The sequence below is a fragment of the Methanomicrobia archaeon genome (genome assembly GCA_011049045.1).
GTDB lineage: Archaea > Halobacteriota > Syntropharchaeia > Alkanophagales > Methanospirareceae > JACGMN01.
On the sequence record DSCO01000029.1, the window covers coordinates 13,579 to 28,484 of the forward strand.

At 56.5% G+C, this 14,906-nt stretch carries 16 protein-coding genes; 10 read left to right on the forward strand and 6 right to left on the reverse strand.

Annotation, left to right across the window (positions count from 1 at the left end; genetic code table 11):
• Positions 1-29: 29 nt before the first annotated feature.
• Complete coding sequence (locus ENN68_03500; protein ID HDS45150.1) at positions 30-251, forward strand: hypothetical protein; 222 nt, start codon at positions 30-32, stop codon at positions 249-251.
• A gap of 12 nt (positions 252-263) precedes the next feature.
• Here ENN68_03500 and mtnA read toward each other — a convergent pair whose 3' ends face one another.
• Complete coding sequence (gene mtnA, locus ENN68_03505; protein HDS45151.1) at positions 264-1,262, reverse strand: S-methyl-5-thioribose-1-phosphate isomerase; 999 nt, start codon at positions 1,260-1,262, stop codon at positions 264-266.
• A gap of 65 nt (positions 1,263-1,327) precedes the next feature.
• Between mtnA and ENN68_03510 the strand changes: the two genes are divergently transcribed.
• On the forward strand, positions 1,328-1,933 hold the full coding sequence (locus ENN68_03510) for a DUF1847 domain-containing protein (GenBank protein ID HDS45152.1): 606 nt from the start codon (positions 1,328-1,330) through the stop codon (positions 1,931-1,933).
• Positions 1,934-2,222: 289 nt separating this feature from the next.
• Here the strand turns inward: ENN68_03510 and ENN68_03515 are convergent, their stop codons facing one another.
• On the reverse strand, positions 2,223-4,466 hold the full coding sequence (locus ENN68_03515) for a hypothetical protein (protein ID HDS45153.1): 2,244 nt from the start codon (positions 4,464-4,466) through the stop codon (positions 2,223-2,225).
• Between the two features lie 450 nt (positions 4,467-4,916).
• On the opposite strand from ENN68_03515, the gene ENN68_03520 reads away from it, so the two are divergent.
• Positions 4,917-5,519 (forward strand): hypothetical protein, encoded by a 603-nt coding sequence (locus tag ENN68_03520; GenBank protein ID HDS45154.1) that lies wholly within the window; start codon positions 4,917-4,919, stop codon positions 5,517-5,519.
• A 78-nt stretch (positions 5,520-5,597) separates the two neighbouring features.
• Positions 5,598-6,242 (forward strand): CDP-alcohol phosphatidyltransferase family protein, encoded by a 645-nt coding sequence (locus ENN68_03525; protein HDS45155.1) that lies wholly within the window; start codon positions 5,598-5,600, stop codon positions 6,240-6,242.
• Positions 6,243-6,343: 101 nt separating this feature from the next.
• Here the strand turns inward: ENN68_03525 and purE are convergent, their stop codons facing one another.
• From purE to ENN68_03545, 4 genes are all read right to left on the reverse strand, one after another.
• A complete protein-coding gene (gene purE, locus ENN68_03530; GenBank protein ID HDS45156.1) occupies positions 6,344-6,733 on the reverse strand; it encodes a 5-(carboxyamino)imidazole ribonucleotide mutase in 390 nt (129 codons plus the stop codon).
• A gap of 26 nt (positions 6,734-6,759) precedes the next feature.
• Positions 6,760-7,752, reverse strand: a complete 993-nt coding sequence (locus ENN68_03535) for a transcriptional regulator (protein ID HDS45157.1) — start codon at positions 7,750-7,752, stop codon at positions 6,760-6,762.
• A 71-nt stretch (positions 7,753-7,823) separates the two neighbouring features.
• Positions 7,824-8,660 (reverse strand): pyrroline-5-carboxylate reductase, encoded by an 837-nt coding sequence (gene proC, locus ENN68_03540; GenBank protein HDS45158.1) that lies wholly within the window; start codon positions 8,658-8,660, stop codon positions 7,824-7,826.
• Positions 8,657-8,881 (reverse strand): LSM domain-containing protein, encoded by a 225-nt coding sequence (locus ENN68_03545; protein ID HDS45159.1) that lies wholly within the window; start codon positions 8,879-8,881, stop codon positions 8,657-8,659. Before ENN68_03545 ends, proC begins: the two co-directional genes overlap by 4 nt.
• Positions 8,882-8,933: 52 nt before the next feature.
• On the opposite strand from ENN68_03545, the gene ENN68_03550 reads away from it, so the two are divergent.
• From ENN68_03550 to argH, 6 genes are all read left to right on the forward strand, one after another.
• Positions 8,934-10,235 (forward strand): hypothetical protein, encoded by a 1,302-nt coding sequence (locus tag ENN68_03550; protein HDS45160.1) that lies wholly within the window; start codon positions 8,934-8,936, stop codon positions 10,233-10,235.
• 76 nt (positions 10,236-10,311) lie between these two features.
• A complete protein-coding gene (locus ENN68_03555; protein HDS45161.1) occupies positions 10,312-10,863 on the forward strand; it encodes a CDP-2,3-bis-(O-geranylgeranyl)-sn-glycerol synthase in 552 nt (183 codons plus the stop codon).
• A 118-nt stretch (positions 10,864-10,981) separates the two neighbouring features.
• The gene (locus ENN68_03560; GenBank protein HDS45162.1) at positions 10,982-12,229 is read left to right on the forward strand and encodes a methanogenesis marker 15 protein; all 1,248 of its coding nucleotides are present in this window, start codon (positions 10,982-10,984) and stop codon (positions 12,227-12,229) included.
• A gap of 15 nt (positions 12,230-12,244) precedes the next feature.
• Positions 12,245-12,664, forward strand: coding sequence for a tRNA (N6-threonylcarbamoyladenosine(37)-N6)-methyltransferase TrmO (tsaA, locus tag ENN68_03565; protein HDS45163.1), 420 nt, complete (start codon positions 12,245-12,247; stop codon positions 12,662-12,664).
• A gap of 9 nt (positions 12,665-12,673) precedes the next feature.
• Positions 12,674-13,210: a M48 family peptidase gene (locus tag ENN68_03570; GenBank protein ID HDS45164.1), complete on the forward strand. Its 537-nt coding sequence runs from the start codon at positions 12,674-12,676 to the stop codon at positions 13,208-13,210.
• Between the two features lie 79 nt (positions 13,211-13,289).
• Positions 13,290-14,852 (forward strand): argininosuccinate lyase, encoded by a 1,563-nt coding sequence (argH, locus tag ENN68_03575; protein ID HDS45165.1) that lies wholly within the window; start codon positions 13,290-13,292, stop codon positions 14,850-14,852.
• Positions 14,853-14,906: the final 54 nt, after the last annotated feature.

Below are 14,906 nucleotides of genomic sequence, written 5' to 3' on the forward strand. Positions count from 1 at the left end.
CAGCTGAATATAAGCAAGAGAGGGCGTCTATGGAGCTGAGCATAAAGATTCGGGCAGAGACGGAGCAGGAGATGCGGCTACGCGTCGCGGACGACGTTACGTACGAGCAAGTCCTGGAAGAGCTGGGGATCAACCGTGAGGAGGTACTCGTGCTCCGCAACGGCGTGTCGGTACCGGATGACGAACACGTAGCCGAAAAAGGAGCGCTCAACGCGGAGATCACGATCATCCGAATCGTCTCTCGCGGCTGAAGATGCAACTACTCACCAGCGCAGCTCCGCTAACTCAGCTGGGCGTATCACCCCAAGCTCGGTAATCACCGCTTCGATCAGCTCAAACGGCGTGAAATCGAAGGCGGGGTTGTAGACGCGGACATCCCGTGGCGCAAGCTGGTTTGTACCGCAGAATATGAGCTCTTCAGGAGCACGTTCCTCTATCTGCACCTCGTCAGATCGCCGTTTCAGATCGAACGATGAGCGCGGTGCCGCGACATAAAACGGGATCCCATGCGCCTTCGCGACCACCGCGTGCATGTATGTTCCGATCTTATTAAACACGCCATCCCGAACCACCCGATCAGCGCCGACGATTACCTTATCCACCCTTCCTTGACGCATCACGGCGGCACTCATGCTGTCCGTAATGATCGTGACTGGAATGCCATCCTGGAGCAGCTCCCAGGCAGTGAGTCGCGAGCCCTGATTGAGCGGCCGCGTCTCGCAGGCGATCACTTCGATCCGCTTACCCTGCGCCACCGCGGACCGCACCACACCCAGCGCGGTGCCCCAATCCACGCATGCAAGCCGGCCTGCATTGCAATGGGTCAGCACGACATCGCCATCTTCCAGCAGCGCACTACCATGCTCGCCGATCTGCCGATTCACGACAACGTCTTCCTCCGCGATCCGTTTCGCTTCGACCAGCGCGTACGCCACGCGTTCACGCCTGTTCGAGCCTCGCAGTGCGGCCTGAAATGCTCGATCAACACCGTAAGCGAGGTTTACCGCAGTAGGCCGCGCTTCTCGCAACTGCTTCACCGCTTGACGCAGTGTAGCGTCGTCCGGCGCGTTCATACAGGCCAGAACCACGCCAAACGCACCGGCGGCGCCCAAGGCTGGTGCGCCGCGCACGCGCAAGCTCTGGATCGCCTCGACCAGAGTAGCAACATCAGCACACGTTACGATCCGGTACTCCGCTGGCAGCAGCGTCTGATCGATGAGCGTCACCAGCTCGCGCTCATCATCCCAGGCAATCGTTCGCATCATTACTGCCTCTTACTTTTACCATAAAGGCAGGAGTATGATTAAATAGAAGAGCGAGTGATGCGATGCGGTGCGCAGCATGTAAAGATAAGGCCTGTGCAGCGTGCAAGGACTGCACGGAGATAACGGACGTTGCGAAGGCAAGATACGCGAGCGATAGCGAAGCGCTCAGATCGCTGAAGGTTGCGACACAGATAGAGTCGCGGTATTACCTGCGGAAGACGCGCCTTGAGGAATTGATCCTGTACGCACAGGGGATGGGCTATCAGAAGCTGGGCGTTGCTTTCTGCATCGGCCTGGCACAGGAGGCCGCGACGCTCTGTGCGATCCTCGAGCAAAACTTTGATGTCTCCTCGGTCTGCTGCAAGCTCTGCGGGATTGACAAAGCGTATTTCGGCCTGGAACGGCTTCACGCAGGTGCTGTAGCAGACGAACCGAAGAGCGAAGCCATGTGCAACCCGGTTGGACAGGCACATATACTGAACAAAGAACGAACGGATCTCAACATTATCCTCGGCCTGTGCATCGGTCATGATACGGTATTTACCGAATACTCCGAGGCGCCAGTAACGACACTTGCTGTTAAAGACCGCGTGCTCGCGCACAATCCGCTTGGCGCTGTATACTCTAACTATTATCGCAGCAAGCTGCGAGAACCCGAACATAAATAACTGAACTACAGTTACCCATGTAGTGCGGAAACCCGCTTCTTCTGGGCGATGATACGCGCTCAATTAGGGACATATTTCCGTCAAATAACGTATTTATCGAGAGTTATATCTATACTAATTATTACTACTCCTCAAATGAGAATAGTAGCTAAATTAATTATATGTGTTTTTCTTTTAGTGCCGGTTTTCTTTTTCTGAAAAAGAAAACAAAGGGGCATAAAAAACAAAAAGAGAGGGATAAAAAAAGCCCCTCCCAAACCTTTTATTTTTGTGTGTAGTTTAGAGTAGCTTACTTCCGGATCCTCAGTACGAGGAAGGCGATTGCTAACAGGCCTGCAATGGCGAATAGCGCCTCGAAGCCTGGCTCTTCAGGTGTCGGTGTTGCTGGTACTGGTGTTGGCGCTGCTGTTGGTACTGGTGTTGGCACTGGTGTTGGCGCTGCTGTTGGTGTTGGTGTTGTTGGCGCTGGCGTTGGTGTTGCTGGCGCTGCCGCGCCGATGTTCACGGTCGCTTCGTCAGTATGTCCATCGCCATCGTCCGCCTTGACGTTATAAACGCCTTCTCGAGCACCTGCGGTATCGAAGGTTGCTTCGAACGTACCGTTTTCTACCCGAACGGTCTGCGGTGTGAGCTCTATCGGACCCCTGGCGGTAAGGATAAGTGTAAACCCTTCCCTCCTGTTCGTCGTACCGGTTACAACCAGTGGCGCTCCAACGCCGACAGACGCAATCGGGTCGAGTCGCACATACGCCGATTCTACGCGTATGTGACCTGCCCAGTAGAGGTCATCGCTCCCTGCTTGACCAAACGTGGCATCCTCCAGTATTTCCAAAAGTTGTTCCTGTGTCTTGGCTGTAAGGCTGTAACCAGCAAGAGCTAGTGCAAGGGATGTAGAAGCAGCAGACGACCCATAATGGTTATCGCCACCTTTGGCGAGTACCAACACGAGATAGCGTCCGGTGTCCACATCGCCGCCGACAGTGATCTTCTTTGAGAATGTGTCGTCCACGGTAGATACAGTTTGTGTGCTATGGTAAATACCAGCGGTGTCAAGAAGTTTGGATGCGCCAGGGTCTATTGTGGAACCACCGGCACCCTTGGGGGACATTATTACTATATCTACTTCCCTTGACCCGGTCGCCTTACCACTAACGATGAAGTCGTCATCCCGTGCAACAGTTGTCGGGGATATTTCAGCCGTTAGGTCGCCTCTCGACATTAAAATTGCTACGGATCCATCATCTGACTTACCCTTGACATCCCCTGCGTAATCTGTACCAATGAATGCCTTCAATCTTACCGAACCGGGAACACCAAGTTTCCCGCCACACGCATCGCTTGTATCTATTTCTTTTGAAAATTCCTTGTTCTCGTCAAGCACGACCTTTTTTAATTCATCGCAGATTTCGTCATCCACAGCAATTTGTACCCACTGGCCCGTGTTTGCCGTTCCACGAATCATAAGCTTCGATCCGATAATCGCACTTCCAAGCACATCAAAGTTTACCACTTTTTCTATAACGGTTATGGTTACATCTTCTGTTAGATCAAGAGTGGTATCCTTCACCGTAATCGTGAAAGAACCGGTATCGCTGAACGTTACTATGTAAGTCCTTACGCCATCTGAGTCAATCTCTTTATTGATTAGTTCTGATCCACCTGCTCCGTTATCCTCCTGGTTTGCTGGGAAAGTGGTTTTTGCCGGATCACTAGACGTGACGTCAATTTTATCAAACGCTGGACCGGTTACCGTGAGTCGTACTGCACCACCTTCCGCGACAGTCGTCTTATCGGCCACAATATCGATTTCACCTTTCATCAACCTTAAGGTGATCTCGTTGCTCTTCTTGGTTAAGCCTGATGCTTTATCTGCAGTGGTTTCCACCCATAACGTATAGGTGCCAAGTTTCCACTGCGGCCCGGTGAGCACTTCCAGCCCTCTGATATCACTTATTGGTCGATCCACAAAATTTTCGAGGGTTGTTGGGTTTGCGGTAAGAACGGTGCCGTCGGGATTCTTGATCCTGAGCTTAACGACATCGTTGCTCAGCAAGTTATCGGTTACATCTACTTTGAATGTTCCTCCCTGTGCCACGGAGGTAACTGACTTGGTATCTACCTTAACATCCACGGTCAGCGTCGCGGTACCAATTAACAGCTCCACATTTGCAAGGTTGCGATTATCCTTTATATAATACTTGCCTGTCTTCGTCATCACATTGGTATTGAAGATCGTATCTCCAACAGCAGGGACTGATGCGGAGAATACTTCACCCGCGGTCGTCGAACCAGATGCTGTATCACCAGCAATTGTTACAGTCGTTGTATTTGCAGCAATGTCCGTAAAGCATATTTTCTGGCCGATCAGTGCATTCCCACCTGTATTCAGGCTGATGGGTGTGGAAGCACCTCCACCTCCCGGTGCTGGGCATGCCGCACTCGCGGTGGGCACCATCGCGCCGAAGATCGACGCGATCATGATCGCTGCCATCGCAATGCCTATCATCTTTGTCTTCATCTTTTTCGTTTTCACCTCCTAATTTTTTTCCAAAAGAAAAAGGGGTATATAAAGCTTTCGGTTCAGCCTGCCTGTCTCGTCGCTGGCTGCATATCCGGCAGCCAGCTTCGCTTCTTCTGACTTCACCTTTATCCCTTCTGCCCCTTTTGCTCTTACTATCACTTTACACCATATATATGTTTTTATCTTTTTCGGTTTGTCGGCATCATTTATAAAGCGCAACGCCGACCTGCGCTCCCACCCACCTACGTTAGCGAGATGGTTGTGATACTGTTGACCCCGTCGCTTTATATTAGTTTCGCTTCACCCCAGTTACCGTGGAGGCGTAATGCGCGGACGGGTGTTGCGAAAGAAGCGCTTCTCATCGCCGCTCATGGGCACTCTGTCCCTGCCACACGCTTCACACGCGACGTTTTATGGAAGAACGAATAAAGGTACACTACGCTGTTTAAAGGTGGGGCGGGTATGATCATCGGGATCACGGGAACACCGGGAACGGGCAAGACGAGCGTCTGCAGGAGCGGCGGAGTCGCGTGTTTGGACCTCAATAGCGTGGTGGAAGCGGAAGGCTTTTATACCGGCGTTGATCCCGAACGGGGCAGTTTAATCGCTAACCTCGACCGGCTGAGCGATTACGTGCGTCAGAAAGAAGCAGCTGCAGGTGAAAACGTGCTCGTGATCGAGGGGCATCTCGCGCATCTTCTCGGGCCTGCTGTTGCCATCGTGCTCCGCGCGCATCCTGCTGCACTCGCCGCGCGGCTCGAGCGAAAGGGCTTCTCCGCGCGTAAGATCCAGGAGAATCTCGAGGCCGAAGTGCTCGATCTCATCCTGACAGAAGCGGTCGAGCTGTGTCAGACCGTGTACGAGGTGGATACCAGCGGCAAGAGCGTGGCAGAAGTGGCGTCCGTGGTGCGAGCGATCATAGCCGCGGAGACGGAAGAAGGCGCCGGGGACAGCCTAAGCGGAGCACTCCGACAGCGGTACAAACCGGGCTCGGTAGACTGGTCGGACTGCATCGAGGAGATCTGTCTACGGTCCTCTCGCCGCGAATCGTACGAATGCGAGTAGCGCTTCGTTTTTTCTGAGTGTACGGTTTTCTTCATTCAGATAGATTTGATAGAGTAGTGTAGGAAGGACCGGGGTACAATGGCACTTGATTCGCTCCTGCGGGGCGTGGTTGATAAGCTGGGATTCATACGAGCGGCGGTGCAATTGCTCGTGGCACGCGGGGTCTCACCAAACCTGCTCTCCCTCCTCTCACTCCTGTGCGCCGCACTGGCAGGCATAGCGTTCGCCATCTCCAGCGGCGGCAGCAGCTCCATTACCTTTTGGCTCGTCCTCGCCGCGGTCTTTGTCACGCTCAACGCGGTTCTTGACGGGCTCGACGGGCTGGTTGCACGGGAGATGGGCAACGCGAGCAGCAAGGGTGATTTCCTCGATCACGTGATCGACCGCTATGCGGACCTGTTGATGATCGGCGGGATCGTCTTCGGCAACTATGCACCCTGGCAGATAGGCCTTCTGGCGCTCGTTGGCGTTCTGCTCGCTTCGTATATGGGCACCCAGGCACAGGCCGTGGGGATCGGCCGTATGTACGGCGGGGTGCTCGGGCGAGCGGACCGAATCGCGCTTATTCTAGGCGCGACGGTACTAACGGTGCTCTATCCCCTTCCGCTGCCGTCTGCGGGCCCCGTAAGCTTCCCCTTACTCGGGTGGGCACTCGTCATCTTCGCAGTGCTCGGGCACGCGACCGCAGTTCAGCGATTCGTGAACACCTGGCGGCAGCTTTGAAGTGCATAGGGTACTCACTTCGAGCGACACGCGCGAATCAGAACAGTTGCCAAAAAGGATTTGACGACGGCGGAATGAATAGAAAGCCAGCTTCCAAGTGACTACAGATTCAGGATCCTGAGTGCAAGCAAGGCAGCGTTTTTACCGTTGTCTACACCCACCACGGCGACCGGTACGCCCGGCGGCATTTGCACCATGGAGAGCAGCGCATCCAGGCCCAGCAACGTACCGCTCACCGGAACGCCGATGACCGGCTTTGCGGTCTTCGCGGCGAGCACACCCGGTAACGCTGCTGATAGGCCCGCAATCGCGATGAAGACCGCAACCGAGCTTTCATTCGCCGTTACGTACCGATCCAGCTCCTCGGGGTTACGATGCGCGGAGAGGATCTGCACCTCATACGGAATCCGGTGCTCCTCCAGTACCGCTATCGCGGTATCCGCCACTGCCTGATCGCTCTTCGAGCCCATAACGATCGCTACTTTTCGCATGATTACTTAGCTAGCTAACTAACTAACTAACTGCGCAGAATGCATTTGATCCTCGTACGCTCGTCCAGCACGCTCGTGAACTCGTCCTGATCCCGGATATGCTCCAGCTCGTCTTTACCGATCAGGACCGTATTATCGATCTGGACGTACTTGCTTCGCCCGTTCACCACGAATACCGACCGGGTCTGCATCACGTGTGATAAGCTGCTCAGGATACGCGCTCGCCTGAGCATCTGCTCCGAGTAGTCACTGATCCCCGTGAGGATCTTCTCAGACTCTTCGCGCGCCTTTGCAGACGATTCCGGGAATGAAACAGCGCGAAACGGGGCATAAGCGGTCGTGAAGATCGCGAATCCGAGCTCTTCCATCATGTCGAGGATCCGCCGCTCGAGGCACGAAACGGATTCTTCTGGCTCTTCCGTCAAGACCGCTGCAGACGGCTCCTCACGCTCAGGTTTGAGGAACTCGAGCGGCGCAATGAGGATCGTATCCAGGAGCTCTTCGAGCTTCAGCGCGAGTTCTATCGTCGTCCCCATGCTCCCTTCTTCGTACTTGCTGATGCTCCGCTTCGAGACACCCAATTTCGTGGCGAGCTCGCCGAACGATAGCTCTTTCTCCTCGCGTGCCGCTTTCATCGCGTGCCCATCGATGGTGACGTAGACGCCACCGGTAGCAGAGAACACGTAGGGCTCAACGCCGTCAACAACGTAATTGTGGAGTGTATGCGGGTTCACTGCTGGAATACCATAGCGATGATAGACCACATCGTCCTCCAGGAAGGAGGCACCGCTCCGCTCACCAATGACGAGCGGCGACGCAAGGAGATAGAAGGCCACACGCTTGATGCTCCGCGCGACCTCCTCATTGAGCCCATCGATGTTGCGCATAATCTTGGCCAGCAGCGTGAGCTCGTTCCGCCGTGCCGCGAGATCGAAACTTCTCGCTTCGCAGCGCTGTGAGACGATAAAACCCGCTTCTTGCAAGATTTCCAGTACCCGTACGATCAATTCCTCCTTCATTGCGCCTCCGGATGAATACACGGCCGATTTCGGCTCCTCACCGCACCATCGTAAGAATGAGTCTATTAAGATTATTCGATACTGGTAGAGAGTTCCCGTGCCCGTTTCGTTGCCGCGCTCACCGCATGCATCATCGCGGCCTTTACGTTCCGCGTCTCCATCGCATAGAGCCCGCGCATGGTCGTCCCCCCGGGCGACGCGGTCATCTCCTGTAACGCTACGGGCGTGGTTCCCGCGAGCACCATCCTCGCCGCGCCTTGCGCGGTCTGAGCGGCAATAGCGAGTGCGAGCTCGCGTGGCAAGCCTTCACAGACACCGCCTGCGGCCATCGCGTCGATCACCGCAGCGAAGAACGCAATGCCACTGCCACTCAAGCCGGTAACTATATCGATATCACGCTCCTTTACGGTATATACAGCACCAATTGCGCCCAATAACGCTTTCGCCACTGCTTCATCCGTGTCGTCGGCGTAGGTGCCTTTTGAGAGCGCCGTTACAGATTCTCCGATAAGCGCACCGATATTCGGCATCACGCGAATCACCCGCTTCCCCGCACCCAGCACCCGCTCGATCGTCTGCGTCGAGACGCCGGCCGCAACGGAAATGAGCAGGTTATCATTACCCATCACCGGTGCGAGCCCTTCGAGTACTGCACGCACGTCCTGGGGCTTTACGGCCAAAAGGATCACGTCAGAACGCTCAGCTACCTCGGAGTTACTCGCGCACACGAGAACGCGCGGTTTGAATTCGCCGGTGAATGATTCGAGCCGCTCGCTGCGCACGTCACTGATGAACACCGGTTCGCTCACGTGCTCGTCGGCAGCGAGCAATCCCCTGAGAATAGAGGCACCTATGTTACCAACGCCGATAATACCGATCTTCTTCCCCCTCACGCTTGCCCCGGTCATTCCTTGAGCGGATTGATAAGCACAACATTATTGCCACGGAGAATAACAGAGCCGAGCAATCGCTTCTTCTCGCCCGCCAGTATCTCGTTCGCGCCACTCAGATGCAGATTCAAATAGTCGTCCACCGATGTGAGCACGCCCTCCAGCACGCACTGCTCACCCTTCATCTCCACGTGGATCTTTCTCCCCACGAGACTCTGAACTTTTTTGTTCGGAAACATCGTCTCAGACTCCTCTTATCTTTTCTAATACTCCTCCGGTTTATTTAAAAACATGCGCCATGAGCTGGTCGTTGAAGGCCGGATCGCGAACCCTGATCGGATTTTCGAGGCGCAGCTTGGTATTGACGAGGGGCGCATCTCGGTGATGAAGCGGCAGGGTCTCCGCGGCGAGCGCACCCTCGATGCGCGCGGCTGTCTCATCTTCCCCGGGTTCATCGACCTTCATGTGCATCTCCGCGAGGATAGCAGCCATCAGTGGAACTACAAGGAGGATTTCAACACGGGGACGACGGCTGCGCTTCACGGCGGGGTCACCACCGTGCTGGACATGCCAAATACACCTCTGCCGGGGATTACTGCTGACCGAATACGGGCAAAGAAAGCGCTCGCGCGCTCTCAGGGCCTTGTTGACATCCTTTTCTGCGGTGGCGTCTCGAACTCGAACGTTACTGCGCTGGGAGATCTGCAACCGGAGGTCGCAGCATTTAAGCTCTTCTTTACCACCATGGGCGAATTACAGCTCGATGATGCGACGGTGCCAGACGCGCTCAAAGCGGTCGAATCGACCTCGCGGCCCGCAACCATACATTGCGAAGACCCGCGGATCATCGAGCAGCGAGCAGCGGAATTGAACGTGGCGTGGCGCGAACGAGCGCGTCAGCCGGAACTGTATCCACGATTGCGACCTGAGGCCGCGGAGTTAGCTGCAGTGAAGAGCGTGCTCTCTGCGGCTGCGGCCGTGCCTCGTCTGCACATCAACATTGCCCACGTCTCCGTGCACGAGACGGTAGAGCTGATAAAGCAGCACCCTGCTGTGCACTGCGAAGTCACGCCGCACCACCTGTTCTTCACCAGAGAAGACGCGGCGGCGAAGCAGGCGTTATTGAAGATGAATCCGCCGTTGAGGACCGAGGAGAACCGTCACCGCTTGATCGCCGCACTGAAAGCCGGTGAGATCGATTTCCTGGCCACTGATCACGCACCGCATACGCGAGAGGAGAAGTCACAGGGGTTCGCAGATGCGCCTGCTGGTGTTCCGCATTTAGACACGTACGGCAACTTCGCCATATGGTTGATGACGCAGTGCGAACTGCATCCGACACAGATCGCGCGTATCTGCGCCTCGAATCCCGCACAGTTCCTGGGCCTTGCTGATCGGGGGCGTATTGACGTGGGGCTGCGAGCGCATCTGACGATCCTGGACCTCCAAAAACGTACGAGGATCCACCGTGATCGGCTCTATACGAAGTGCGGATGGTCACCCTTTGAGGGTTATGAATTCCCTGGCACGGTGAAGCACACCATCTATAATGGCAGGGTCATGACCGACTATGACGATATCCTCGGCCATTGATCGCGCGCGATCGACGGGAGGATCGAAAGCATAAATAAATGCGAGCACCGCCATGATAACAGCGGTGTAGCGATTTATGAGCACGCTTCTTCTCACGGTCGTCGTGGCGCTCTGGCTGATGCTGCCGGCGTACGTAACGAACGCGAGCGCAGCGTTTTTCGGCGGGAAAACACCGATCGACCAGGGACGCTACTGGGGCAAGCACCGGGTACTGGGTGACGGGAAGACGTACGAAGGGCTCGTCACGGGCTTCGCCTGTGGCTTCCTCATCGGTCTGGTGCAACAGCTGTTACAGAGCCGCACGCAGCTGCAACTCCCTGATTTCGGTAGCTTCCCGCTGTTCCTCGTTACGCTCGCATGCCTATGCGCGGGCGCGATGCTCGGCGACCTGCTGGGCAGTTTTGCGAAACGCCGCGCTGGCGTGGAACGAGGCGCACCGTTACCCCTGCTGGATCAGCTTGATTTCGTCGGTGGCGCCTGGCTGCTGCTGCTGCTCTTCGCTCGCCCGTGGTTTATCGCCGCCTTCTCAGGGGAGGTTGTCCTGACCGTGATCATGCTGACGCCGTTGCTGCACCTGGCGACCAATTACGCCGGATTCAAGATAGGGAAGAAGAAAGTCCCGTGGTGATCACCGCAGGAGGGCTTCCGTGGGCACGAGCTCAGATCTGTAGTCAGCGGAACGAGCGTGGCGTGCGGCAAGCGCAAGGTTTACTTTACAGTCTGCTCTACCAAGTGTACAGGTCAGTATGAGGAAGACAGGAGGGGAGGAAGGAATACGGATCGCGCAGATCTCATGTGGCACCATCTATGGCAACGTCCAGCCAGAGATCGAGAAGGCTGCGAAGGCCGTGGGTGCGGAGCTCTTTGTGCCTGAGGTTGATCTGGATTACGTTAACCGGAAGGTGGAAGAATTTGGGTATGACATGAAGAAGAGCCTGGGCTTGAGTGTTGCGTTGGCTCGCGGCTTTGCGGTTGCCGAAGGTTTGAGCGATGCGGACGCGATCTTTCTCGCTGGCTGTCATAAATGTCCACGTGGCGCGGTAATACGGACGGAGATCAGGAAGATCATCCAGGCGCAGACGAATTTGCCGATTGTCATGTACCCGTTCTCGGAACGGACGAAGGCTGGTGAACTGTTGACGCGTATGGAGGCGCTGGTGACGATCGTGCGGCGACGCTGGATCCTGGAGCGGACGGTGCAGGAGGGGTTGACCGCGGGCATCGATTCCGGCTCCACAACCACCAAAGCGGCGATCATGCAGGATAACGAGGTGCTGAGCGCGACCTGGTCGCCCTCGCGTGACGTGGTAGCGACGGCCGAGAAGGTCTTTGCCGAGGCACTGGACAGTGCCGGCCTGAAGCAGACAGACATCGAAGCGCTGGGAACAACGGGCTACGGCCGGCATCCGCTCGGCGAGCATTTCAAGGCTGATCTGGTTCAGGAAGAGCTCACGGTGAATTCGAAGGCCGCGATGTATCTCGCGGGCATCGAGAAAGGCGAGGCAATGATCATTGACATCGGCGGTATGGACAACAAGATCATCACGGCGAACGACGGCATTCCTGATAACTTCACGATGGGCGGTATCTGTGCGGGTGCTTCGGGGCGCTTCCTGGAGATGGTTGCACGACGTCTGGGCGTTGATGTGGTCGAGATGGGCAAGCTGGCGCTGGAAGGCGATCCCACGAAGGTGAAGACTGACAGTTACTGCATCGTCTTCGGCATTCAAGATCTGGTCGCGGCGTTATCGCGCGGTGCACGCCGTGAAGATGTCGCCGCGGCGGCGTGTTATTCGGTCGTCGAGCAGGTAAAAGAGCAGCTGTTGCAGGAGATCGATCTCAGACAGCCCGCTATCGAGGTCGGCGGGACTGCGCTGGTGGAGGGCGTGCCGAAAGCGATGAATGATGTGCTGGGCTTCGAAGTGATCGTGCCGCGGTATCCGCAGTACATTGGTGCCGTAGGTGGCGCGCTGCTCGCGTCCTCGTTTAGATAGCAGGACAGCAGTTCTATGCTGCGATTCATCGGTATTGTGGAGCAGGCGCAAGAAACGGGCATAGCTCAAATCCGGATTTACGATGAGTTTCGAGAGGGCTTGGCCGGTTTGGACACCTTCTCGCATATCATTGTCCTTTACTGGTTCCATCTGCGCGATACCGATGGCGACCGGAGCGTGCGTAAGGTGATCCCGATGGGACGCGCGGGCGCGCCGCTCGTCGGCGTTTTCACGTCCCGAAGCCCGAGCAGGCCGAATCCGATCGCGCTCTGCGTCGTGGAGCTGGTACGTATGGAAGGGAACCAGTTATCAGTGCGGGGGCTCGACGCGCGCGAAGGCTCGCCCATCATCGATATCAAACCGTATATACCGGACATCGACGCGGTACCTGACGCTTCTGTGCCCCCCTGGGCTCGCCACGGCCCGGATTCCTGAGGTCAGTAAATGGAGATCAAGATCATTCGCAGTCCGCGCAGGAAGAAGACGATCGGCGCACGCGAAGTGGACGGTGTGATCCAGCTCTATCTCCCGGCAGCGCTCTCGCCACAGGCGGAAGCCGAGTACGTGGCGTGGGCGCGGAAGCGCTATGAGGCGCGGCAACGCCAGCGCGAACTCCAGGAGGCGAATGCCGATGCGCTGCTGGAACAGCGCGCGCAAGCGCTCAACAGACAGTACTTCAACGGTGAGCTCTCGTGGACTCGAATCTCCTATACGACCGAGCAGAACGCACATACGTTCGGAACCTGTGACCCGCGGAGTGGTACGATACGGATCTCAGATCGCCTGGTGAAGATGCCGCGGTTCGTGCATGACTATGTGGTGGTGCATGAGCTCGCGCACTTGCTGGTGCCGCGTCACGGCCTGACCTTCTGGCAGCTCGTCCTTCGGTATCCCAAAACGGAACGTGCCCGCGGGTATTTGATGGCGGTTGGGATGCAAGATGAGCCGGATAGTGAGCCGGGGAACGGTGGTAATTTTTAAGGCACGTGCACTCACATAGATATATAAAGTTTATGTGTGACGATCACGGAGGCTGGAGCTCGACTCCAGGAAGAGGCAGATGCTGAACCGCGGCGGGTATAAGGACGAGTTTATACTCTCGTTGGAGGCGGATAAATGGCTCTTTCACGCTGACCTCCTCGTTGACAAGGCGCACGTCGTGATGCTGAAGGAGCAGGGGATCATCAAGAAGGAGGCCGCGGCTATTCTGACCTGCTTACACCACCTGGAGGAGCGCAGTGCGGATTTCATCGAGCATGAGCTCCCCTCGTATGAGGATGTACATACCGCGATCGAATCGGTCGTGATCGCTGAGGTCGGCGAGGACATTGGAGGCCGGATGCACACCGGGCGGTCGCGGAACGACGAGGTAGCTACGTGCATACGACTGGCGCTGCGGGCCGAGCTCCTGACGTTGCTCAACGCGATAAACGCCTTACGCGGCGCCCTCCTCGCGAAAGCGGGTGAGCACATCGGGACCTTAATGCCCGGGTACACCCATCTACAGCATGCGCAGCCAACGAACTTCGCCCATCACCTTTTGGCGCATGCTGACGCCTTTGCACGCGATTTCGCGCGACTCCAGATCGCTTATGAGCGCACGAACGTCTGTCCTCTGGGCGCAGCGGCATTTGCTTCGACCGGCTTCCCGATCGATCGAGAGCGAACAGCGCGGCTCCTCGGATTCGATGCGGTGCTCGAGAACTCGATGGATGCGGTCTCGACGCGCGATTTCGTCATCGAGGCGATTTCATGCTACGCCAACCTGATGACGGATCTGAGCAGGCTTGCGGAGGAGCTCATTCTCTGGAGTTCTGCGGAATTCAACTTCATTCGCCTGCCCAACGAGTATGTGACGGGCAGCTCAATCATGCCGCAGAAACGGAACCCGGACTACGCAGAACTCGTACGTGCGCGAGCGGGCACGGTATACGGCTGTTTGATGAGCGTGCTCTCGATCTGTAAGGCTCTGCCCTATTCGTATAATCGCGATCTCCAGGAGGCCACACCGCATCTGGTACGTGCTACGAAGACGACGATCGCTTCGGTCACCGTGATGAGGAGCATGGTGGACGGGGTGGAAGTGCAGGAGGAGCGGATGGCGGAGCAGGCGCCGCGTGGGTTCAGCACGGCAACGGAACTGGCAGATACCATCGTTCGTGAGACCGGCTTGCCATTTCGCACCGCGCATACCATCGTTGCTGCTCTGGCGGCTGAGTTGACCGATGAGACCTGGGAATCGCTCAGGGACGAGGAGTCCGCGAAGGCGTTGGCGGCTACTATCCTGCAGCGAATCGATGCGCTCGCGCTGAGCAGCGTGGGGCAGAAGCTGAGCACGAAGGGGCTGAGCGAGAAGAAGGTGAGAGAGACGCTGGAGATCGCGACAAACCTGCGTAAACGGCTCGTGACGGGCGGACCCGCGAAGAAAGAGGTCCGGCGGATGCTCACACGGCGGAAAACAGACCTGGAGAAGGATGAAAAGACGCGGCAGGACCGGGAAGAGCAGGTCAAGAAGTGCCTTGAGGAGTTGGAGAAAGAGGTGCGGCGCAAGAAGCGCGTGATCAAAGTGATCCGAAAGTCGAATCAGAACGTCGTTGACCTGATTAAGGATATCCGAAAATGAGCTGAACTTCCTGGACTCCCGGGTATCAGCGTGAATTATCGGGCTAAGTTCCGC

Coding starts and splice junctions, on each gene's coding strand:
- ENN68_03500 (HDS45150.1), top strand. CDS start 30: ATGGAGCTGAGCATAAAGATTCGGGCAGAGACGGAGCAGGAGATGCGG.
- mtnA (HDS45151.1), bottom strand. CDS start 1,262: ATGCGAACGATTGCCTGGGATGATGAGCGCGAGCTGGTGACGCTCATC.
- ENN68_03510 (HDS45152.1), top strand. CDS start 1,328: ATGCGGTGCGCAGCATGTAAAGATAAGGCCTGTGCAGCGTGCAAGGAC.
- ENN68_03520 (HDS45154.1), top strand. CDS start 4,917: ATGATCATCGGGATCACGGGAACACCGGGAACGGGCAAGACGAGCGTC.
- ENN68_03525 (HDS45155.1), top strand. CDS start 5,598: ATGGCACTTGATTCGCTCCTGCGGGGCGTGGTTGATAAGCTGGGATTC.
- purE (HDS45156.1), bottom strand. CDS start 6,733: ATGCGAAAAGTAGCGATCGTTATGGGCTCGAAGAGCGATCAGGCAGTG.
- ENN68_03535 (HDS45157.1), bottom strand. CDS start 7,752: ATGAAGGAGGAATTGATCGTACGGGTACTGGAAATCTTGCAAGAAGCG.
- proC (HDS45158.1), bottom strand. CDS start 8,660: ATGACCGGGGCAAGCGTGAGGGGGAAGAAGATCGGTATTATCGGCGTT.
- ENN68_03545 (HDS45159.1), bottom strand. CDS start 8,881: ATGTTTCCGAACAAAAAAGTTCAGAGTCTCGTGGGGAGAAAGATCCAC.
- ENN68_03550 (HDS45160.1), top strand. CDS start 8,934: ATGCGCCATGAGCTGGTCGTTGAAGGCCGGATCGCGAACCCTGATCGG.
- ENN68_03555 (HDS45161.1), top strand. CDS start 10,312: ATGAGCACGCTTCTTCTCACGGTCGTCGTGGCGCTCTGGCTGATGCTG.
- ENN68_03560 (HDS45162.1), top strand. CDS start 10,982: ATGAGGAAGACAGGAGGGGAGGAAGGAATACGGATCGCGCAGATCTCA.
- tsaA (HDS45163.1), top strand. CDS start 12,245: ATGCTGCGATTCATCGGTATTGTGGAGCAGGCGCAAGAAACGGGCATA.
- ENN68_03570 (HDS45164.1), top strand. CDS start 12,674: ATGGAGATCAAGATCATTCGCAGTCCGCGCAGGAAGAAGACGATCGGC.
- argH (HDS45165.1), top strand. CDS start 13,290: ATGCTGAACCGCGGCGGGTATAAGGACGAGTTTATACTCTCGTTGGAG.